18 protein-coding genes are annotated in these 15,897 nt (G+C 61.7%); 4 read left to right on the top strand and 14 right to left on the bottom strand.

The features are described 5' to 3' along the window. Positions 1–3: 3 nt before the first annotated feature. Entirely contained in the window at positions 4–456 is a 453-nt protein-coding gene (locus tag E3O56_RS20740; protein WP_248090100.1) for a GNAT family N-acetyltransferase, read from the bottom strand. A gap of 305 nt (positions 457–761) precedes the next feature. Here E3O56_RS20740 and E3O56_RS20735 point away from each other — a divergent pair, with 305 nt between their 5' ends. Then, a complete protein-coding gene (locus E3O56_RS20735) occupies positions 762–1,619 on the top strand; it encodes an SDR family oxidoreductase (RefSeq protein WP_032876588.1) in 858 nt (285 codons plus the stop codon). 678 nt (positions 1,620–2,297) lie between these two features. On the opposite strand, the gene E3O56_RS20730 is transcribed toward E3O56_RS20735, so the two are convergent. From E3O56_RS20730 to E3O56_RS20705, 6 genes are all read right to left on the bottom strand, one after another. After that, positions 2,298–2,537 carry a hypothetical protein gene (locus E3O56_RS20730; protein WP_005787380.1) on the bottom strand — a complete coding sequence of 80 codons (240 nt, stop codon included), beginning with the start codon at positions 2,535–2,537 and terminating at the stop codon, positions 2,298–2,300. Then, the gene (locus E3O56_RS20725) at positions 2,534–2,791 is read right to left on the bottom strand and encodes a DUF6555 family protein (RefSeq protein WP_005787382.1); all 258 of its coding nucleotides are present in this window, start codon (positions 2,789–2,791) and stop codon (positions 2,534–2,536) included. The genes E3O56_RS20730 and E3O56_RS20725 overlap by 4 nt, the downstream gene beginning before the upstream one ends. Before the next feature lie 99 nt (positions 2,792–2,890). Then, a complete protein-coding gene (locus tag E3O56_RS20720) occupies positions 2,891–3,172 on the bottom strand; it encodes a hypothetical protein (RefSeq protein WP_248128927.1) in 282 nt (93 codons plus the stop codon). A 98-nt stretch (positions 3,173–3,270) separates the two neighbouring features. Beyond that, positions 3,271–4,035 (bottom strand): OBAP family protein, encoded by a 765-nt coding sequence (locus tag E3O56_RS20715; protein ID WP_032876582.1) that lies wholly within the window; start codon positions 4,033–4,035, stop codon positions 3,271–3,273. Positions 4,036–4,268: 233 nt separating this feature from the next. Further along, positions 4,269–4,547, bottom strand: a complete 279-nt coding sequence (locus tag E3O56_RS20710) for a hypothetical protein (RefSeq protein WP_078821013.1) — start codon at positions 4,545–4,547, stop codon at positions 4,269–4,271. 24 nt (positions 4,548–4,571) lie between these two features. Next, on the bottom strand, positions 4,572–4,826 hold the full coding sequence (locus E3O56_RS20705; protein WP_005787385.1) for a hypothetical protein: 255 nt from the start codon (positions 4,824–4,826) through the stop codon (positions 4,572–4,574). A gap of 177 nt (positions 4,827–5,003) precedes the next feature. On the opposite strand from E3O56_RS20705, the gene E3O56_RS20700 reads away from it, so the two are divergent. Then, positions 5,004–5,153 (top strand): hypothetical protein, encoded by a 150-nt coding sequence (locus E3O56_RS20700; RefSeq protein WP_005787387.1) that lies wholly within the window; start codon positions 5,004–5,006, stop codon positions 5,151–5,153. 118 nt (positions 5,154–5,271) lie between these two features. Here E3O56_RS20700 and E3O56_RS20695 read toward each other — a convergent pair whose 3' ends face one another. The 4 genes from E3O56_RS20695 to E3O56_RS20680 all read right to left on the bottom strand — a co-directional run bounded on the left by E3O56_RS20695 (position 5,272) and on the right by E3O56_RS20680 (position 10,452). Next, on the bottom strand, positions 5,272–6,612 hold the full coding sequence (locus E3O56_RS20695; RefSeq protein WP_248128926.1) for a cytochrome c: 1,341 nt from the start codon (positions 6,610–6,612) through the stop codon (positions 5,272–5,274). A 16-nt stretch (positions 6,613–6,628) separates the two neighbouring features. Further along, positions 6,629–8,863 carry a xanthine dehydrogenase family protein molybdopterin-binding subunit gene (locus tag E3O56_RS20690; protein ID WP_248128925.1) on the bottom strand — a complete coding sequence of 745 codons (2,235 nt, stop codon included), beginning with the start codon at positions 8,861–8,863 and terminating at the stop codon, positions 6,629–6,631. Then, a complete protein-coding gene (locus E3O56_RS20685) occupies positions 8,863–9,321 on the bottom strand; it encodes a (2Fe-2S)-binding protein (RefSeq protein WP_032876571.1) in 459 nt (152 codons plus the stop codon). Before E3O56_RS20685 ends, E3O56_RS20690 begins: the two co-directional genes overlap by 1 nt. Positions 9,322–9,510: 189 nt before the next feature. After that, on the bottom strand, positions 9,511–10,452 hold the full coding sequence (locus E3O56_RS20680; RefSeq protein ID WP_032876567.1) for a LysR family transcriptional regulator: 942 nt from the start codon (positions 10,450–10,452) through the stop codon (positions 9,511–9,513). Positions 10,453–10,561: 109 nt separating this feature from the next. Between E3O56_RS20680 and E3O56_RS20675 the strand changes: the two genes are divergently transcribed. Both E3O56_RS20675 and E3O56_RS20670 read left to right on the top strand, forming a co-directional pair. Next, on the top strand, positions 10,562–12,061 hold the full coding sequence (locus E3O56_RS20675; RefSeq protein WP_032876565.1) for a CoA-acylating methylmalonate-semialdehyde dehydrogenase: 1,500 nt from the start codon (positions 10,562–10,564) through the stop codon (positions 12,059–12,061). A gap of 245 nt (positions 12,062–12,306) precedes the next feature. Continuing rightward, the gene (locus tag E3O56_RS20670) at positions 12,307–13,083 is read left to right on the top strand and encodes an ABC transporter substrate-binding protein (protein ID WP_032876562.1); all 777 of its coding nucleotides are present in this window, start codon (positions 12,307–12,309) and stop codon (positions 13,081–13,083) included. A 73-nt stretch (positions 13,084–13,156) separates the two neighbouring features. Here E3O56_RS20670 and E3O56_RS20665 read toward each other — a convergent pair whose 3' ends face one another. From E3O56_RS20665 to E3O56_RS20655, 3 genes are read right to left on the bottom strand one after another with little or no spacing between them, the layout of a single operon-like run. Next, positions 13,157–13,783, bottom strand: a complete 627-nt coding sequence (locus tag E3O56_RS20665; RefSeq protein ID WP_103735313.1) for a PAS domain-containing protein — start codon at positions 13,781–13,783, stop codon at positions 13,157–13,159. Then, a complete protein-coding gene (locus tag E3O56_RS20660; RefSeq protein WP_248128924.1) occupies positions 13,783–14,916 on the bottom strand; it encodes an FAD-binding oxidoreductase in 1,134 nt (377 codons plus the stop codon). The genes E3O56_RS20665 and E3O56_RS20660 overlap by 1 nt, the downstream gene beginning before the upstream one ends. Positions 14,917–14,929: 13 nt before the next feature. Continuing rightward, a complete protein-coding gene (locus tag E3O56_RS20655; RefSeq protein ID WP_248128923.1) occupies positions 14,930–15,877 on the bottom strand; it encodes an ornithine cyclodeaminase family protein in 948 nt (315 codons plus the stop codon). Positions 15,878–15,897: the final 20 nt, after the last annotated feature.

Below are 15,897 nucleotides of genomic sequence, written 5' to 3'. Positions count from 1 at the left end.
AGATCAGCGCAGGAATTTGACGTACACACACTCGGGGTCGTCTTCGTCGAGGTTCTCGATCTGCCCGCTGGGTATGAATCCGGCCTTTGTCATCAATGCCTGGGACGCGCGATTGGAGGCGTTGGTGGAGGCGAACAACTTCGGCGTCTTGCAGGCCGCCTCGGCCGCCGCCAGCAGGCGCAGGGCCACACCCTGGCGCTGGCAGGTCGGTGATACCACCACAAGGGCAATAAAGCCGTGATCGAAAAAGTCGTGGGTGAGCACCAGGTACCCGGCGCACGTGTGGTCGCTGACTGCCACCAGGCATTGCTGGTTAACCACGGCATCGTGGATAAACACGCGGCGGTGGGCATGGGCAGCCGCGTAGGCGTCCAGTTCAACCAGGGCGTGTACGTCGTCGGGTTGGGCCTGGCGGATCAGCCACTCTGCGGCGGTGGGGGAGCGGTGTTCAGTCATGGGCGTTCTGGTTTTTTCTTCCACGTGGCGAGTGCCGGCTTCACGTTCATGTATGAGTCCCTAGCGCATAGGGATAGCACATTTTTATTACGCAACGGTAGGCGCGAGCTTGCTCGTGAAAAACTCTCAGGCGCCGTGTTCATTCAGAAAGTACACGTCAGCGTTGATGATTTTCGCGAACAAGCTCGCTCCTACAACAAAAAGGGAAATCTGTCGGCAACGGTTATCCGATTTTATGAAAATTGCTCTGAACTATCGCGCTCGGCACGCCCTCGCAACAGTATCCATACACAGGAGGGAATCCGATGAACCACTACCCAACACCACCCTTCAATCCCCAGCAGCAGCCCGTTCCGGGCGACCAGCGCAAGATGGACCCGGTGCCGGATTGCGGTGAGCAAAGCTACAAAGGCTCGGGGCGCCTGGCCAACAAGATTGCGTTGATCACCGGCGCCGACAGCGGTATCGGGCGTGCGGTGGCGATTGCCTTTGCTCGCGAAGGCGCGGACGTCGCGGTGTCGTATCTGGACGAGCATGAGGACGCCAAGGAGACCGCTCGCTGGGTCGAAGCGGCAGGGCGCCAGTGCCTGTTGCTGCCCGGCGACCTGGGCGACGCGGCGCAGTGCACGGCGATCGTCAATGACACCGTCGAGAAATTCGGCCGTATCGATGTGCTGGTCAATAACGCTGCATTCCAGATGACCTATAAGTCTCTGGAGGACATTCCCGACGAGGATTGGGTGAAAACCTTCAACGTCAATATCACGGCGATGTTTCGCATCTGCAAGGCGGCGTTGCCGCATATGGCGCAAGGCAGTTCGATCATCAACACCTCGTCGGTCAATTCCGATATGCCCAACCCGACCCTGTTGCCCTATGCGGCCACCAAGGGTGCCATTGCCAACTTCACCGCCGGCCTGGCGCAGATGCTGGGCGAGCGTGGCATTCGGGTGAACAGCGTAGCGCCGGGGCCGATCTGGACGCCGTTGATCGTGTCGACCATGCCTGAGGAGTCGGTGAAGCATTTCGGTGGCAACACGCCACTGGGCCGCCCAGGCCAGCCGGTGGAAGTGGCGCCCATCTATGTGTTGCTGGCGTCGGATGAAGGCAGTTACATCTCTGGCGAGCGCTATGGCGTGACGGGGGGCAAGCCGATTCTTTGAACAGGCACATAACCCTGATTCAAGCAGCTCTAAAATGTGGGAGGGGGCTTGCCCCCGATAGCCATGGGTATCTACACAACTTCGTAGCAGCCACCAGTAACCACGATGCGAAGCGAGCCGCTCTTGATCTTGATCTGCTTTTGATCTTGATCTTAGGCGCCCCGTTAAACCACGCTGGCCGGAATTCGCCAGGGATTTGGGGGGTAAACCGGCAGGGATGCCGGTTTAGCCGCCCCGCGCCATGGATGGCGCGTGGCGGCGGCCCCCCAAATCCATGGCGGATTACGGGCACACCGAGCCTAAGCGAGGTGCCGAGTGGTGGGGCAAGAGCGCTTTGGTTACTTTCGCGCTTTTCGAAAGTGACCCGCTGTAAAAGCGGAACCAATAGCAGCCGTGACTCAAATAACGGATATGTACTCGGTCAAAGTCCAGCATCCTGGTCGGCTCTTAGGCCGCCATCGGGGGCAAGCCCCCTCCCACAGGTCCGGCGTCACACCAAAGGTGTGTAGACACCCATGCCCCGATAGCGACAAACCAGTCCACGCTTTGTTGACTGACACGCCCCGGACGGGGCGTGTCTTTTTTGTAGGAGCAAGCTTGCTCGCGAAAGGCTCACAAGCGCCGCGTCCCTTCAGGTTTACGCATTATCGTTGACATTTTTCGCGAGCAAGCTCGCTCCTACGTTCTCATAGCCCGCCGTATACGCATCCACTCTCGATAAGCCGCAGTCCGCTGCGCATCCGCAAGCTTCTTCGCCTCCGTGAAGCGCGCCCAGGTCGTTGCATCGCCGCTGTAGTGTTCGATGATGTTATACGCCTGCGCATCCAGTCGATCCGCTTCGAAAAACATCTGGGTGTTCTGCGCAATCTCCTCATCCCACCTTTGACTGATTGTGTAATCCAGCACCTGACTGTTCATTGTGTGACACCCTCCGCCCACTGAATTTCTTCCGCCCCGCACCAGCGCACATCGGTAATGCCGTATTTTTCCGCCATCGGCTTGGACACGCGCTTGAGGTTGTTTTGACCGAACCTGGGGATGACCGCCACGCCGGCATCGCAACTGGCCCAGTGCCATGCTTCAGCATTGTTCATGCGTGCCGTACGCACGATAAAGGACCTCGGCTCGCCGTGAAGTTGATACTTGATGGTAAATAGCTCGTTGGTTTTCATGAGGCCTCCCTATGCTCATGAACTACAGATAATTGACGTCAAAAAAAATTCAAAGAACTTGTCGGGCAATTCGATGGGGGGCTGTCAGCGCTGCGGCAGTCAGTCATCCACGGTAAATTCTACCCACCCGGCTTTGTCAGCGGGCCGCTCTATCTGGGCGATTACACCGCCGACGGAGGTACCGTCTGGCAAGTTCACCATGACGAAATTGGGATGGCCGGGCCACTGCAGTGGAGTGTCAAAGACCAGGCGAATCAGGGTAGGTTTACCGCTACCTGTCAGATTTACGTCAACGTGTTCGTTGAGGCGTTCATCTGCTTGGGTTCCGAGGTGACGCGAAGCCGTGATGATGCTGGCGGAGCCTTGATAATCGTAAGACATGTTGCAATACCTCATGCAAAGGGCGGCGGATGCAGCCGTGTTCTTGTGTGGCAAGCGCGGGTCAATGATTGTTCAATCCAGATGACCCGGCGTCGCCGTCAGTGCCGGTGGGGCGTTGCGGTAGGGTCGTCGATCTGGATGATCGTGCCGTGGCGCCAGGCATCCGCCCCGGGTGCAATGGCCGGTGGGGCTATATCGGCGCGAGAGCGCTTCTTCTCGGTGCTGTCGATACCCAGGCGTTGATCGCGCTCGGCGACCATCCTCGGATCGGCCTGGCCGTCAGCGGTAAACCCCATCATCAGTTGAGGCACACCCAATGGCAGGCGCTTGTGCAGGTCGGTATGCCAGGTATGCCAGGTCTTGCCGTAGGTGTGCACCAGCTTTTCCATCAGCGCGTGCTCGGCCACCGCGGGAATGCCGGGCGCGACCAGCTGGCCGGACTTCACCTCATGCACATGGCTGTGCCACAAGGCTTTCTCCGGTGCCGGCAGGCTGTTGAACAACTGCTCGCTGATGATGTATTCCACGCCCATCAACTTGGCGTCCTTGCGGTTGCCGTCGTAAATCACGCACTGGATCACCTCCTCATTGAGGATGGCGCAGTAGTGGTGCGCTTCCATCTGCACGTCGGGGTGGCCGTTGTAGAAGTGAAAGCCGTCCAGGTAGGCATTGAGCGCGTCGATGGGCGGACGTGACTGCAGCAGGGCGGCACCGGTATCGAGTGCTCGCGTGCCTGGCGATTTGGCATCACCCGGCGCCACCACGTTTGAGGCTGAGTCGTTGCCCGCGCACGCTGTCAACGAGGCGACGCAAATTGCCAGGCACAGCGATGGCAGTGCAGGTTGCAGGCGGTGAATGTTCATCGGGGATTCCCTCCATGGGCAGTTGTCGAGAACATCTAGAAAGCCTGCCGAGGAGGGTGTTCAACCGGATAGGGGGGGCGCATGGTTTGCGAAGATTTGTGGAACAAGCGTTCAGCGTACCGGGTCCTTTTTCACAAGCGTGCAGTTCGGTGCAAATAGCAGTCGCCACCACCGGTTTGCTGGGGCCTGACGGCAAGGGCGGCATTCCGGCCGGGACCATCTGTAGCGAGTCCCTAGCCCTGGAGTTTGATGGTCACCAGCAGTTCATTGGCGTTGTTCTTGCCGGCATCAACGACAACGCCGTGATAGGTGCGGCCTTCGGTTTTGATCTGAACCGTATGGGCCTTCAATAGTTGTTCCGGCCACGGCGGCAGGATTTGCAGCGACACGCCCGCACCCGCTTCCATGACCTTCGCCATGCACTCGCAAGACAGGGGGTTCACGCCGAGCAGCGTGTCTTGAAGGTAGTCGATTTTGACGCGTTGCAAGGGGGTAGCAGCACCAGCGTGCATGGCAAGCCTCGTTGTTTTTTGCGTTTACTCCACGGAGGAGAGGCGGGACGATTGTCGCGAAACCACCATGTCTTCCAGGATTTCCCGAACGAGCCGATTGATCCCTGGCTCGCCGTGATACTGGGCACGGTTGATGTTGGCGATGGTGAACTGGTTGGCATCGGGCGCGAGCACCGTCACCGACAGGCTGTTATCCGGATTGATCGTGCAGGAGACACGGCAGTTGCACAGCCGCCTCGCAAGCGCGCGCTGGATTTGCGCTTTGGTCAATGTGTCCACGGGGTCACCGGATAGCAGGCCTTAACGGATCAAGGGTAGCTCAAATTGGTCGTGCGTAAAGGCTAGCGAGTTGATGGCAAGCCACTCGTCAGTCGCTGAGGCTGCGCGTTGAACATATGGGCGGTTGCGCCAGCCTGATACAGCATAGGATCACCCAAACATCGCTAGGGGAATCTCATGAAGAAGTTATATATGTGCCTGGGCTTGTGCAGTGTGTTCATGCTGCACGGTTGTTTTGACAGTTCCGATAACACCACCAAAGACAACACCAGCGGCAGCAAGTCTTCGGTGCAGATGCAGGAAGGCAAGGCGGACGAAAGCAAATAGAGGTCCCCGGGCCAAATGTGAGAGGGGGCCTGCTGCCGATATAGGTGTGTCAGTCTATGCAACTGTGACTGAACCACCGCAATCGGGAGCAAGTCCCCTCCCACGGTTCATACATCACTCAGCGCATATGCAGGATGATCGGGCTGCTGCTCGCCGGGTCAGTATGCCCGCGCAACTTGCTCACCGCCTTCGCCTCGACCGCGCCACCGCTGTTGCCCCAGGTGCTGCGCACGTAGCTCAGCACGTCGGCGATTTCCTGATCGGACAGCTGCTCACGAAACGCCGGCATCCGGTAGGCGTCCGGCATCCCGGCCGCCACCACGCGCTGCGAGCCGTTGAGGGTGATGTTGATCGCCGAGGCGCTTTCCTTGGCCAGTGCCGACGTGGCGCCGGCCAGGGGCGGCATCCATTCGGGCTGGCCTTTGCCGTCGAGGCCGTGGCAGGAGGCGCAGCGGGTCGCATAAGTGTGGGCGCCGGGCACATCCTGGTTTGCTGTCACCGCCTGATACTGCCAGGGGCTGCCATCACGCTGCGGGTCACCGGGCAGTGATTTGAGATAGCGGGCGATAGCGGCCAGGTCCTCGTCCTGCATGAACTGCGTGGAGTTGTTGAAGGCTTCGGTCATCGAGCCGTAGACCACGGCATGGGCATTGCGCCCCGTCTTGAGGAACTGCACGATCTGCGCTTCGCTCCAGCGGCCCAGCCCGGTGTTGGGATCCTGGCGCAGGCTGGGTGCGTACCAGCCGTCAAGCAGCGCTCCAGCGAGGAACGGCGCGCCGGATTCGTCCAGGGCTTTCTCGTTGAAGGCCAGGCCACGCGGTGTGTGGCAACTGCCGCAGTGGCCGGGGCCCTGGACAATGTAGGCGCCACGGTTCCACAGCGCGTCCTGGTCGGGCTTGGCGGCGTAAGTGGCGGTGGGCGCAAACACGCCATTCCACAGGGCGATGGGCCAGCGCAGGTTGAGCGGCCAGGGAATATCGCTGGGGATATTCGGCTGGTTGGCCGGTTGCACGCCCTTCATGAAAAACGCATACAGCGCCTTCACATCGTCGTCGCTGAGCTTGACGTAAGACGGGTAGGGCATGGCCGGGTACAGCCGACGGCCGCCCGGTGCGACACCCTGGCGTACGGCGCGATCAAAGTCGGCCAGGCTATAGGCGCCGATGCCATGCTCGCGGTCGGGGGTGATGTTGGTGGCGTGGATCGCCCCCAGGGGCGTGGCCATTTCCAGGCCACCGGCGAAGGGCTGCTTGCCGGCCAGGCTGTGGCAAGCCACACAGTCACTCACCCGCGCGACGTATTCGCCGCGACTGACCAATGCAGGGTCGAAACTGGTGGCCTGTTGTTGTTCAAACGGCGAGGCGGGCTCGCGGGTGACGTACCAGGCCAGCAGGCCTGCGGCGACCAGGCAGGGCAGCGCCAGCCAGCCTGCGGTTCTTGCGAATCGGCGGTTGTTCATGGGCGTTCCCTGTGGGTTAACTGAAGGTGTGGCGGCTCAACGGCAAGCTGCGGATGCGCTGGCCGGTCAACTGTGCCACCGCATTGATTACCGCTGGTGCCACGGCGGGCAATGGCGGTTCACCGATGCCTCCCATCTTTTCGCCGCTCTCGACGATCTTCACGTGGACCTGCGCCATACGCGAGGGCGGCAGGATCGGATACAGGTCGTAGTTACGCGCCCGTGGCATACCGTCCACGTACACCGCTTCCTCCAGCAACGTTTGCGAGAGCCCCAGGGCTACCGCGCCGCTGACCTGGGCTTGAATGATCGCCGGGTTGACGATGCTGCCCGGGTCGATGGCCTCCCAGATATGGTGAACCTTGACCTGGCCGTTCTCGATCGACACTTCGGCGACTACCGCCGCGTGAGAGCCAAAGGGCGAAGCCATGGCCACCCCGCGTGCACGGCGCGTGCCGTCTTCGGCGGTGTAGGGGCCACGCTTCCAGCCACCGGACAGCTCGCCCACCGCTTGCAGCAAGGTGGTCAGCCGCGGGTTGTCGCGCAGCAGGTGCAGGCGCAACTCATACGGGTCGTGGCCGCCCTTGTCCGCCAGCTCATCCAGGAATGATTCGTAGAAAAAATCGTTAAGGGAATTACCCACTGAACGCCAGTAGCCGAGCATGGGCGCGCCCTTGACGTAGATCTGCGCGATGCGCTTGTTGGGGATCGCATAACTCTTGCCCGACAGGCCTTCCAGGGCAGTGGGGTCGATCTGCTCGCCCTGTTTGCCACTGAGGGCTTCGGTAGGGCCTTCGGTGGCACTCACCGCTTCGATGGCCACCGGCAGGCCCTTGTCGTCCAGGGCGGCACGAAACTTCACCACGGCGAGCGGGCGCAACACATCGCGCAGGAACTCTTCTTCACGGCTCCAGATCAGCTTGATCGGGCGGCCGACGGCCTTGGCCAGCGCGATAGCCTGCGGGTACGGATTAGCCGAGTCATACAGGAAATGCCGACCAAAAAAGCCCCCCAGCAGCGGGGAGTGCAGGGTGATTTGCTCGGTGGCGAGGCCGGTGCGCTTGGCAATGTCGGCGCGGAACATGTCCGGCGCCTGGTTGGGCAGCCACACCTCAAGCGTGCCGTCGGGGTTGAAGCGCGCCAAGGCTGAAGGCGGTTCCAGTTGGGCGTGGTTGAGGTATTGGTTATGGTAGGTGGCTTCGACCCGAGTCTTGGCGCCAGCCAGGGCGCCGGCGACATCGCCCTGGTTTTCGTCATCGCGGGCCGGGCCCTGCTGGGCGGCGAGGAAGTCGAGGTATTTGTCGCTGGAAAAATCCGCCGGCATCGCCCGTACGGTCGAGTCGGCAGAGGCTTCCTGCCATTCAACCTGGATGGCCTCCACCGCACGCTTGGCGTGCCACCAGCGTTCGGCCACCACCGCCACGGCGCCTGGCAAGGTATGAACCGAATGCACCCCCGGCATGGCCTCGACCTGGGCCTGGTTGCGCAGGCTGCCCACGCTCATGCCCAGGCGCGGCGCGTGCTGGACGGCGGCGTGGAGCATGTTGTCGAGTTTAAGGTCGATGGTGTAAAGCGCCTTGCCGGTGGATTTGTCATAGGCATCCAGGCGTTTGACCGGCTTGCCGATCCAACGGAACTGGCTAGGGTCGCGCAGGGTGATGGTAGCGGGGTCGGGCACCTGCATATCGAGGGCACGACCGGCCAGTTCACCGTAGCCCACGGAGCGGCCGGAAGCGGCGTGTACCACGCGGCCAGGCTGGGTGGTCAGCTCGCTGAGCGGCACGCGCAGTTGCTCGGCGCCGGCCTGCATCAGCATGGCGCGGGCGAGGGCGCCGAGGCGGCGCATGGTCGGGTAGCTCATGCGCACCGACATGCTGCCGCCGGTGATGCGCAGGCCGTTTTCCATTACCACGTAGGCTTCACCCGGTGGGGCGGCTTCGACGATGAAGGTAGCGGGGTCGGCATCCAGTTCCTCGCCGATGATCTGTGCCATGGCGGTATGGGTGCCCTGGCCGCCTTCCATGAAGGGGCTGAGCAGGCGCACGCTACCGTCCGGGCGAATTTCCAGGAACGCCGGCACTTGGGTGCCGCGTTCAGCAGCGCCGGTGGCGGCCAGCACCCGCGACGAGCCCAGGGGCAAGCCAAAGCCGATGACCAGCGCACCTACGGCGGTACTGGCGAGAAAGCGCCGACGCGACAGGTTGATCGGCTCGTCCAATTTAACGCCGGGCAGGATCTCGGACATATTCATCAGGCGGTCTCCTTCCCGGCGGCCAAGCCATCCATGGCAGCATGGATGGCGTTGTAAGTGCCGCAGCGGCACAGGTTGACCATTGCCGCATCGATCTGCGCTTTCGACGGAGCGGGGGTGTGCTTGAGCAGCGCGGTGGCCGCCATCACTTGCCCGGACTGGCAGTAGCCGCACTGCGCCACCTGGTGCTCGACCCAGGCAGAGACCACGCGTTTGCCCACCTCGTCGGCCTCGATGGCTTCGATGGTGGTGATCTCGCGACCGACTACCCCGGCTACGGGCGTCACGCACGAGCGCACCACATTGCCGTCCACCAGCACCGAACAGGCGCCGCACTGGGCCAGGCCGCAGCCGTACTTGGTGCCGGTCAGGCCCAGGTTGTCGCGGATCACCCACAACAACGGCGTGTCTGCCTCGGCCTCGACTTGATAGGCCTTTTGGTTAATACGTAATTCCATGGCTGGCTCACCTGCTGATCATCGGTTGGTGCTGCAAAATTCTTATAGGAACGGTGCGACTGTACGTCGCCCATCGTCGAACTCTAGACCACCGCGCAACAGCTATCTATGCAATCGACTTCAAGTTCAGAGGATCAGGCAAGAATTCAACAGGATTGGGTCACTGTCCTCTGTAGGAGCGAGCCTTCATCAGCTGCCAGTGAATTGAAACCCGCCTGACAGTTTTTCCTTCAAATACCCCACCAGCACCGTCACGGACCTGGGCACATGGGGCGAGTAGGGCCGAATCAGATAAATTTCATCGGCAAACGCGCCCTTGAGCGTCCAGCCCTTCAACACCTGCACCAGCTTGCCGCTGGCCAGGGCGGCATGGGCGCTGAAGTCCGGCAGCAAGGCAACGCCCAAGTGATTGAGCGCCGCGTCGCGCAAGGCCTCGCTGTTGTTGGTCGAAAAGCTGCCGGCGATGGGCACGGTGGTGCGCTCGATATTTTTGCTGCCGCGCTCGAAGGTCCAGGCCGGTTGGTCGCTGCCCCGTGGGTAGTAAAGGCAGTTGTGGGCGCCCAGGTCTGCCGGGGTTCGCGGTTCACCGTGGCGTTGCAGGTAGTCCTGGGTAGCCACCAGCACTGAGGTGGTATCGCACAGCTTCCACGCCACATGCGTCTCCGGCACCTGGAAACCGTGGCGCACCGCCAGGTCGTAGCCTTCGGCCGCCAGTGAGCTCAAGGCGTCGGACACGTCTAGCTGGATGCGCACTTGCGGGTACTGCTGCAAAAAACCGGAAAGGTGCGGCACCAGTTGTTGCCGGGCAAACGCCACGGGGGCGGTCAGGCGCACCAGGCCGCGAATTTCGCCGACGGAGTCGCGCACCGACGAGAAGCTGCGGGCAATCTGCGCATAGGCGCTGCGCACTTCGCGGGTCAAAGACAGCCCGGCTTCGGTCAATCGCACGCTGCGGGTGGTGCGGGTCACCAGGCGCGTACCGGTGGCTTTCTCCAGATCGGAGATGCGCTGGCTGACCGCCGATTTGCTCACCCCCAACCGTGCCGCGGCGGCGGTGTAGGTGCCTTGTTCTTCCAGCACCGACAGCCAGTGGATATGGGTCCACAGCCCTTCGATCTCAGCCTTTTCCATGAGTGTATTGTTCGCATAAAAGGACAATAAGTTCTGGATTCTGCTCTGGTTTGGAACAAATCGAAAGCCTATCGTGTGTCCCAACGCTACCTACCTGGGATCCATTGCCATGACCACGACCATTGAGCACTACATCAACGACCAGCGCGTGAGCCGCGATGATCGCTATCAGGACGTCTATAACCCGGCCACCGGTGACGTCACCGCGCGCGTGGCCCTGGCCAGCCGCCAGACCGTAGGCGAAGCCGTCGCTGCCGCCCAGGCTGCATTCGCCGGCTGGGCCGACACCCCGCCGATCCGCCGCGCCCGCGTGTTGTTTGAATACCTGCACCTGCTGCGTGAGCGCAAGGATGACTTGGCGCGCATCATTGTCGCCGAGCACGGCAAGGTCTTCACTGACGCCCAGGGCGAAGTCGACCGTGGCATCGACATTCTCGAATTTGCCTGCGGCATTCCCAACCTGCTCAAGGGCGAGCATTCCGACCAGGTCTCCCGTGGCATGGACAACTGGACCATGCGCCAGCCGCTGGGCGTGGTGGCCGGCGTGACGCCATTCAACTTCCCGGTGATGGTGCCGATGTGGATGTACCCGATCGCCATCGCGGCGGGCAACACCTTCATCCTCAAGCCAAGCCCCACCGACCCGAGCGCTTCGTTGTTCATGGCCGAGCTGCTGCGTGAAGCGGGCTTGCCCAAAGGCGTGTTCAACGTGGTGCAGGGCGACAAGGAATCGGTGGATGCGCTGATCGAACACCCGGACGTCAAGGCCGTGAGCTTTGTCGGTTCTACGCCGATTGCCCAGTACATCTATGAGAGCGGCGCCCGCAACGGCAAGCGCGTACAAGGCCTGGGCGGGGCGAAAAACCACATGGTGGTGATGCCCGACGCCGATATCGAGCGCACCGTCGATGCACTGATGGGCGCTGCCTACGGTAGCGCCGGCGAGCGCTGCATGGCCATTTCGGTGGCGGTGCTGGTGGGGGATGTGGGGGATAAGGTCATCGCTGCCTTGAGCGAGCGCGCCAAGACGCTGCGCATTACCGACGGCCGCGACTTGAAAGCCGAGATGGGCCCGATCGTTTCGCGGGCCGCCCTGGAGCGCATCAGCGGCTATATCGAGCAGGGCGTACAGGCCGGCGCGCAATTGTTGCTCGACGGTCGTGACTACGTGCCAACCGAACCCGGCCTGGAAAACGGCTTCTGGCTTGGCGCCACGCTGTTCGACCACGTGACCCAAGACATGAGCATCTACCGCGAAGAAATCTTCGGCCCGGTGCTGGCCTGCGTGCGCGTCAACGATTTCGCCGAAGCGGTGAAGCTGGTCAACGACCACGAGTTTGGCAACGGCGTCAGCTGCTTCACCCGCGACGGCAACATCGCCCGCGAATTCGCCCGGCGCATTGAAGTGGGCATGGTTGGCATCAACGTGCCGATCCCTGTACCGATGGCCTGGCATGGTTTTGGCGGCTGGAAGAAGAGCCTGTTTGGCGACATGCATGCCTACGGCACTGAGGGGGTGCGTTTCTACACCAAGCAGAAGTCGATCATGCAGCGTTGGTCGGAGAGTATTGAACAGGGTGCGGAGTTTGCGATGCCGGTGTCGAAGTAAGGTCTCACGAGCACTGTAAGTCCAAGTGTGGGAGGGGGCTTGCTCCCGATAGCAGAGTGTCAGTCAGTCTCTATGTGACTGAAACACCTCTATCGGGAGCAAGCCCCCTCCCACATTTCGTACGCGTTTGTTCTGAATTGACGCGATGAGCATAAAAGTCCAGTATGGAATTATAAGTACAAAACAGCTGCTGTCCGTTTTTCTTCACTCTTGCCAAACCAACAACAACCCGCGAGAACCCGATCATGAAGAAACGCCACCTTATTCCCGCCCTGGCCCTGAGTCTGTTCGCTGCCAGCCACCTGCTGGCCGCCGAGAAAACCCTGCGCATCGGCATCGAGGCCGCTTACCCACCGTTTGCGTCCAAGACCGGCGACGGCAAGATCGTCGGCTTCGACTACGACATCGGCAACGCCCTGTGCGCGCAAATGAAGGTCAAGTGCGTGTGGGTTGAAGGTGAGTTCGATGGTTTGATCCCGTCCCTCAAGGTCAAGAAAATCGACCTGGCGCTGTCGTCCATGACCATCAACGAGGACCGCAAGAAGTCGGTGGATTTCACCCACAAATACTACTTCACCTCCTCACGCCTGGTGATGAAGGACGGCGCAGTGGTGGATGACCAGTACGCCAGCCTCAAGGGCAAGAACGTCGGCGTACAGCGCGCCACCACCACCGACCGTTATGCCACCGAGGTGTTCGAACCCAAGGGCATCAACGTCAAGCGCTACAGCAATAACGAAGAGATCTACATGGACCTGGCCGCAGGGCGCCTGGACGCGATTTTTGCTGACACCATCCCCTTGAGTGACTTCCTCTCGATGCCACGCGGCCAGGGTTACGCGTTTGTGGGACCGGAACTCAAGGATCCGAAATACGTGGGCGAGGGCGCGGGGATTGCGGTGCGCAAGGGCAATGGCGAGTTGGTCAGCGAATTGAATGCGGCCATCGACGGCATTCGTGCCAGTGGTGAATACCAGAAGATTTCACAGCAGTACTTCAAGGCTGATATCTACGGCGACTGATCCAGGGAAATACGCGGTCAATGTGGGAGCTGTCGAGCTCCCACAGGGGGGCGGCGCTGTCTTCAGAAAGGGCTCAACCCTTGAGTTCCTTCAAATGCTTGTAGACCGTCGCCCGCCCCATGCCCAGTACGTTGGCGATATAGTTGGACGCGCTCTTGCCCTTGAACGCGCCTTCGGCGTGTAACGCCAACACCAGTTCACGTTTGTGGTCGCGGGTCAGCAGGTTCAGGCTCAACTGACGCTCACGCAGCCAGCCATGCAGAAAGGTGTTGATGCGCTCCTGCCAATCATCGCGAAACAGCGCGTCCGGCTGGGCGATCAGCTTGCTCGGCGACAGGAACAGATCCAGCGCGGCCTTGGCGTTTTCCAGCAGTGAGATATTCAGGTTGATGCACAGCACGGCCAGCCGGCGTCCGTTGTGGTCGTGCAGCACGGTGCTCAGGCTGCGGATTTTCTGACCGTCCCAGTTAAGCTTCTCATAAGGGCCGATATTCACTTCGCTGACGTCGCCGTCGAGCATGTCCTCCAGCGACGAGTCGTCACCCAGGCTGCGTTTGGACAGATTGTTGGCGATGTAGTCGACGGTTTGCGTGCGCAGGTCATGCAGGACCACCTCCGCATGGGGAAAGAACAGCGTGGCGATCGCATCGGCAATCGCACGAAAGTTCTGCATGACGTTGTCGTGTTCAGCGGTGTTCATCAAAGGGGCTCCAGGCGGACGGGGGAGAGCATACCAGCGTCCAGCCCGAACTGTGCGAGGTGCTCGGGCAGCGGCTCGCCGCGCACCAGTGCAGCGCTGGCCTGGCCCATGGCCGGTGAGGTCTGGATGCCGTAACCGCCCTGTGCCGCCACCCAGAACAGCCCCGGTACCTGTGGGTCAAAACCGCTGAGCAAATCCCCATCGGCCACAAAACTGCGCAGGCCGGCCCAGGTGCGCGTCGGGCGACGGATGGTCAGGGTGGTGGCTTCCTCGATCTGGTAGATGCCCATGGCGATATCCAGCTCTTCGGGTTGCACGTCCTGGGCCTGGACCGGGTCGGCGTTGGCCGGCGAGCCGAGGAACATGCCCGCGTCGGGCTTCATGTAGAAGGCTTCGTCAAGGGCCACCAGCATCGGCCAGTCATGGGCATCGACGCCGTCCGGGCCGGCGAAGATAAATGCGGAGCGACGTTTGGGTTGCAAACCGATGGAGGCCGCGCCTGCCAGGCCGCCGATATGGTCGGCCCAGGCGCCGGCAGCATTGATGATGACCGGCGCGGTGAAGGTCCCATCCTGGGTACGCACGTGCCACAGGCCGTCGATGTCGCGGCTCAAGCCCAGCACATGGCTGTCGGTGCGCACTTGGCCATTGTTGCGACGGATGCCGCGCAGGTAGCCCTGGTGCAGGGCGTCGGTATCGATGTCGCACGCCGTTGGGTCATAGATTGCGCCGTGGACTTTTTCCCGGCGCAGGATCGGCAAGCGTTTACAGGCCTCGTCGGCGCTCAAGCGTTGTACCTGTGCCACGGTGGCTTTGGCGCTCAGGTATTGACTATCGAGTTCGGCCGGGTCGCCGGTGAAATCGACGGTCATTTCGCCCCGCGGAGTGAGCAGTGGGTGTTCGCAGAAACCTGCTGGCGGCTGGTCGAAAAACGCCCGGCTGGCCAGGGTCAGCGCGCGCACTTGCGGGGTGCCGTATGCAGCGGTGTAGAGCGCCGCCGAGCGCCCCGTGGAGTGATAAGCCGGATGGTTTTCGCGCTCCAGCACCAGCACCTTGGCGTGCTGCGACAACCAGAAGCCGGTGGACGCGCCGGCAATGCCGCCGCCGATGATGATGAAGTCTGCGTGGTGCATGTGAATCTCCTGATTAGCGCTGGCGTTGGTACAGGGCATTGGCCAATGCAATATCTTCCAGGCCCAGGCCGATAGAGCGGAAAAACACATGGCGCTGAGGGTCCGGGCGCTGCGCCATATCGCTGAGCAGTTCGGGCAGGTCGCCGAGCACCGCACGTTTATCCCAGCCGTGCTGTTCGCTGGCAATCAGCATGTCGCCCGCCGCATCCGGGGTGGTCTGGCGATAATCGCAGTACACCTGCATCTGTTCCAGGCACACGGGAGGCACTTCGTGGGCACGCGGTGCGTTGGTGCTGATGGAGGTGATCAACGCGGGCTTGCTCAGGCGCATCGGGTCGATCACTGGGCCTGCCGATGAGGTGCAGAGCAGAATCACATCGGCATCTTGCAGCGCGGCATCGCAGCTGGCGGCGAGGCTCAGGCGCGGGTCCAGCGCGTTGAGTTGCGCGTGCGTTTCGGCGCTGGCACTGCCAAGGCTTGGGGAATACAGGCGGATGTGCTGCCAGTCACGCAGGTTTTGCACATAGCGCAGGTGTGCCTGGGCGACCTTGCCGCTGCCGATAATCGCCAGGCGCTGCGCCGACAGCGGCGCCAGCGCGTCGACTGCCAATGCGGTGGTGGCGGCCGTGCGTGCGGTGGTCAATTCAGCGGCATCGCACAACAGCAGCGGCTGGCCGCTGTGCATCGACATCAGCAGGGTCCACGCCGTCACCAGCGGGCCCTGTTCACGCACGATGTAGGGCGAGGTCTTGACGCCATACACGCCATCTTCTGCCAGCACTCCCAGGTAATTGATGAAATCTCCCGCGCCTTGGGGAAACTCCACCCACTGCTGCGCCGGCTGCACCGCCTGCCCGGCGGCGAGCTCGCGAAACAGCTTGCGCAGGATAGCGGGCACGTCGATTTGAGCCAGCAAGGTACGGGCCTGGGCCTGGTCGATGATGAGGGGGGGATTGGACATGGACGCCTCTGAATAAACTT

Origin of the sequence: Pseudomonas sp. W2Aug9 (assembly GCF_023127755.1) — a bacterium.
In the GTDB taxonomy this organism is placed as follows: Bacteria; Pseudomonadota; Gammaproteobacteria; order Pseudomonadales; family Pseudomonadaceae; genus Aquipseudomonas; species Aquipseudomonas synxantha_A.
The sequence above is the reverse complement of the archived record's forward strand: the minus strand, read 5'-3'. Positions and strand labels throughout refer to the sequence as shown.

Excerpts from the sequence above, each read along its gene's own strand:
- E3O56_RS20740 (WP_248090100.1), bottom strand. The coding sequence starts at position 456 with ATGACTGAACACCGCTCCCCCACCGCCGCAGAGTGGCTGATCCGCCAG.
- E3O56_RS20675 (WP_032876565.1), top strand. The coding sequence starts at position 10,562 with ATGACCACGACCATTGAGCACTACATCAACGACCAGCGCGTGAGCCGC.
- E3O56_RS20695 (WP_248128926.1), bottom strand. The coding sequence starts at position 6,612 with ATGAACAACCGCCGATTCGCAAGAACCGCAGGCTGGCTGGCGCTGCCC.
- E3O56_RS20735 (WP_032876588.1), top strand. The coding sequence starts at position 762 with ATGAACCACTACCCAACACCACCCTTCAATCCCCAGCAGCAGCCCGTT.
- E3O56_RS20685 (WP_032876571.1), bottom strand. The coding sequence starts at position 9,321 with ATGGAATTACGTATTAACCAAAAGGCCTATCAAGTCGAGGCCGAGGCA.
- E3O56_RS20655 (WP_248128923.1), bottom strand. The coding sequence starts at position 15,877 with ATGTCCAATCCCCCCCTCATCATCGACCAGGCCCAGGCCCGTACCTTG.
- E3O56_RS20680 (WP_032876567.1), bottom strand. The coding sequence starts at position 10,452 with ATGGAAAAGGCTGAGATCGAAGGGCTGTGGACCCATATCCACTGGCTG.
- E3O56_RS20660 (WP_248128924.1), bottom strand. The coding sequence starts at position 14,916 with ATGCACCACGCAGACTTCATCATCATCGGCGGCGGCATTGCCGGCGCG.
- E3O56_RS20715 (WP_032876582.1), bottom strand. The coding sequence starts at position 4,035 with ATGAACATTCACCGCCTGCAACCTGCACTGCCATCGCTGTGCCTGGCA.
- E3O56_RS20665 (WP_103735313.1), bottom strand. The coding sequence starts at position 13,783 with ATGAACACCGCTGAACACGACAACGTCATGCAGAACTTTCGTGCGATT.
- E3O56_RS20730 (WP_005787380.1), bottom strand. The coding sequence starts at position 2,537 with ATGAACAGTCAGGTGCTGGATTACACAATCAGTCAAAGGTGGGATGAG.
- E3O56_RS20670 (WP_032876562.1), top strand. The coding sequence starts at position 12,307 with ATGAAGAAACGCCACCTTATTCCCGCCCTGGCCCTGAGTCTGTTCGCT.
- E3O56_RS20700 (WP_005787387.1), top strand. The coding sequence starts at position 5,004 with ATGAAGAAGTTATATATGTGCCTGGGCTTGTGCAGTGTGTTCATGCTG.
- E3O56_RS20690 (WP_248128925.1), bottom strand. The coding sequence starts at position 8,863 with ATGAATATGTCCGAGATCCTGCCCGGCGTTAAATTGGACGAGCCGATC.
- E3O56_RS20710 (WP_078821013.1), bottom strand. The coding sequence starts at position 4,547 with ATGCACGCTGGTGCTGCTACCCCCTTGCAACGCGTCAAAATCGACTAC.
- E3O56_RS20725 (WP_005787382.1), bottom strand. The coding sequence starts at position 2,791 with ATGAAAACCAACGAGCTATTTACCATCAAGTATCAACTTCACGGCGAG.
- E3O56_RS20720 (WP_248128927.1), bottom strand. The coding sequence starts at position 3,172 with ATGTCTTACGATTATCAAGGCTCCGCCAGCATCATCACGGCTTCGCGT.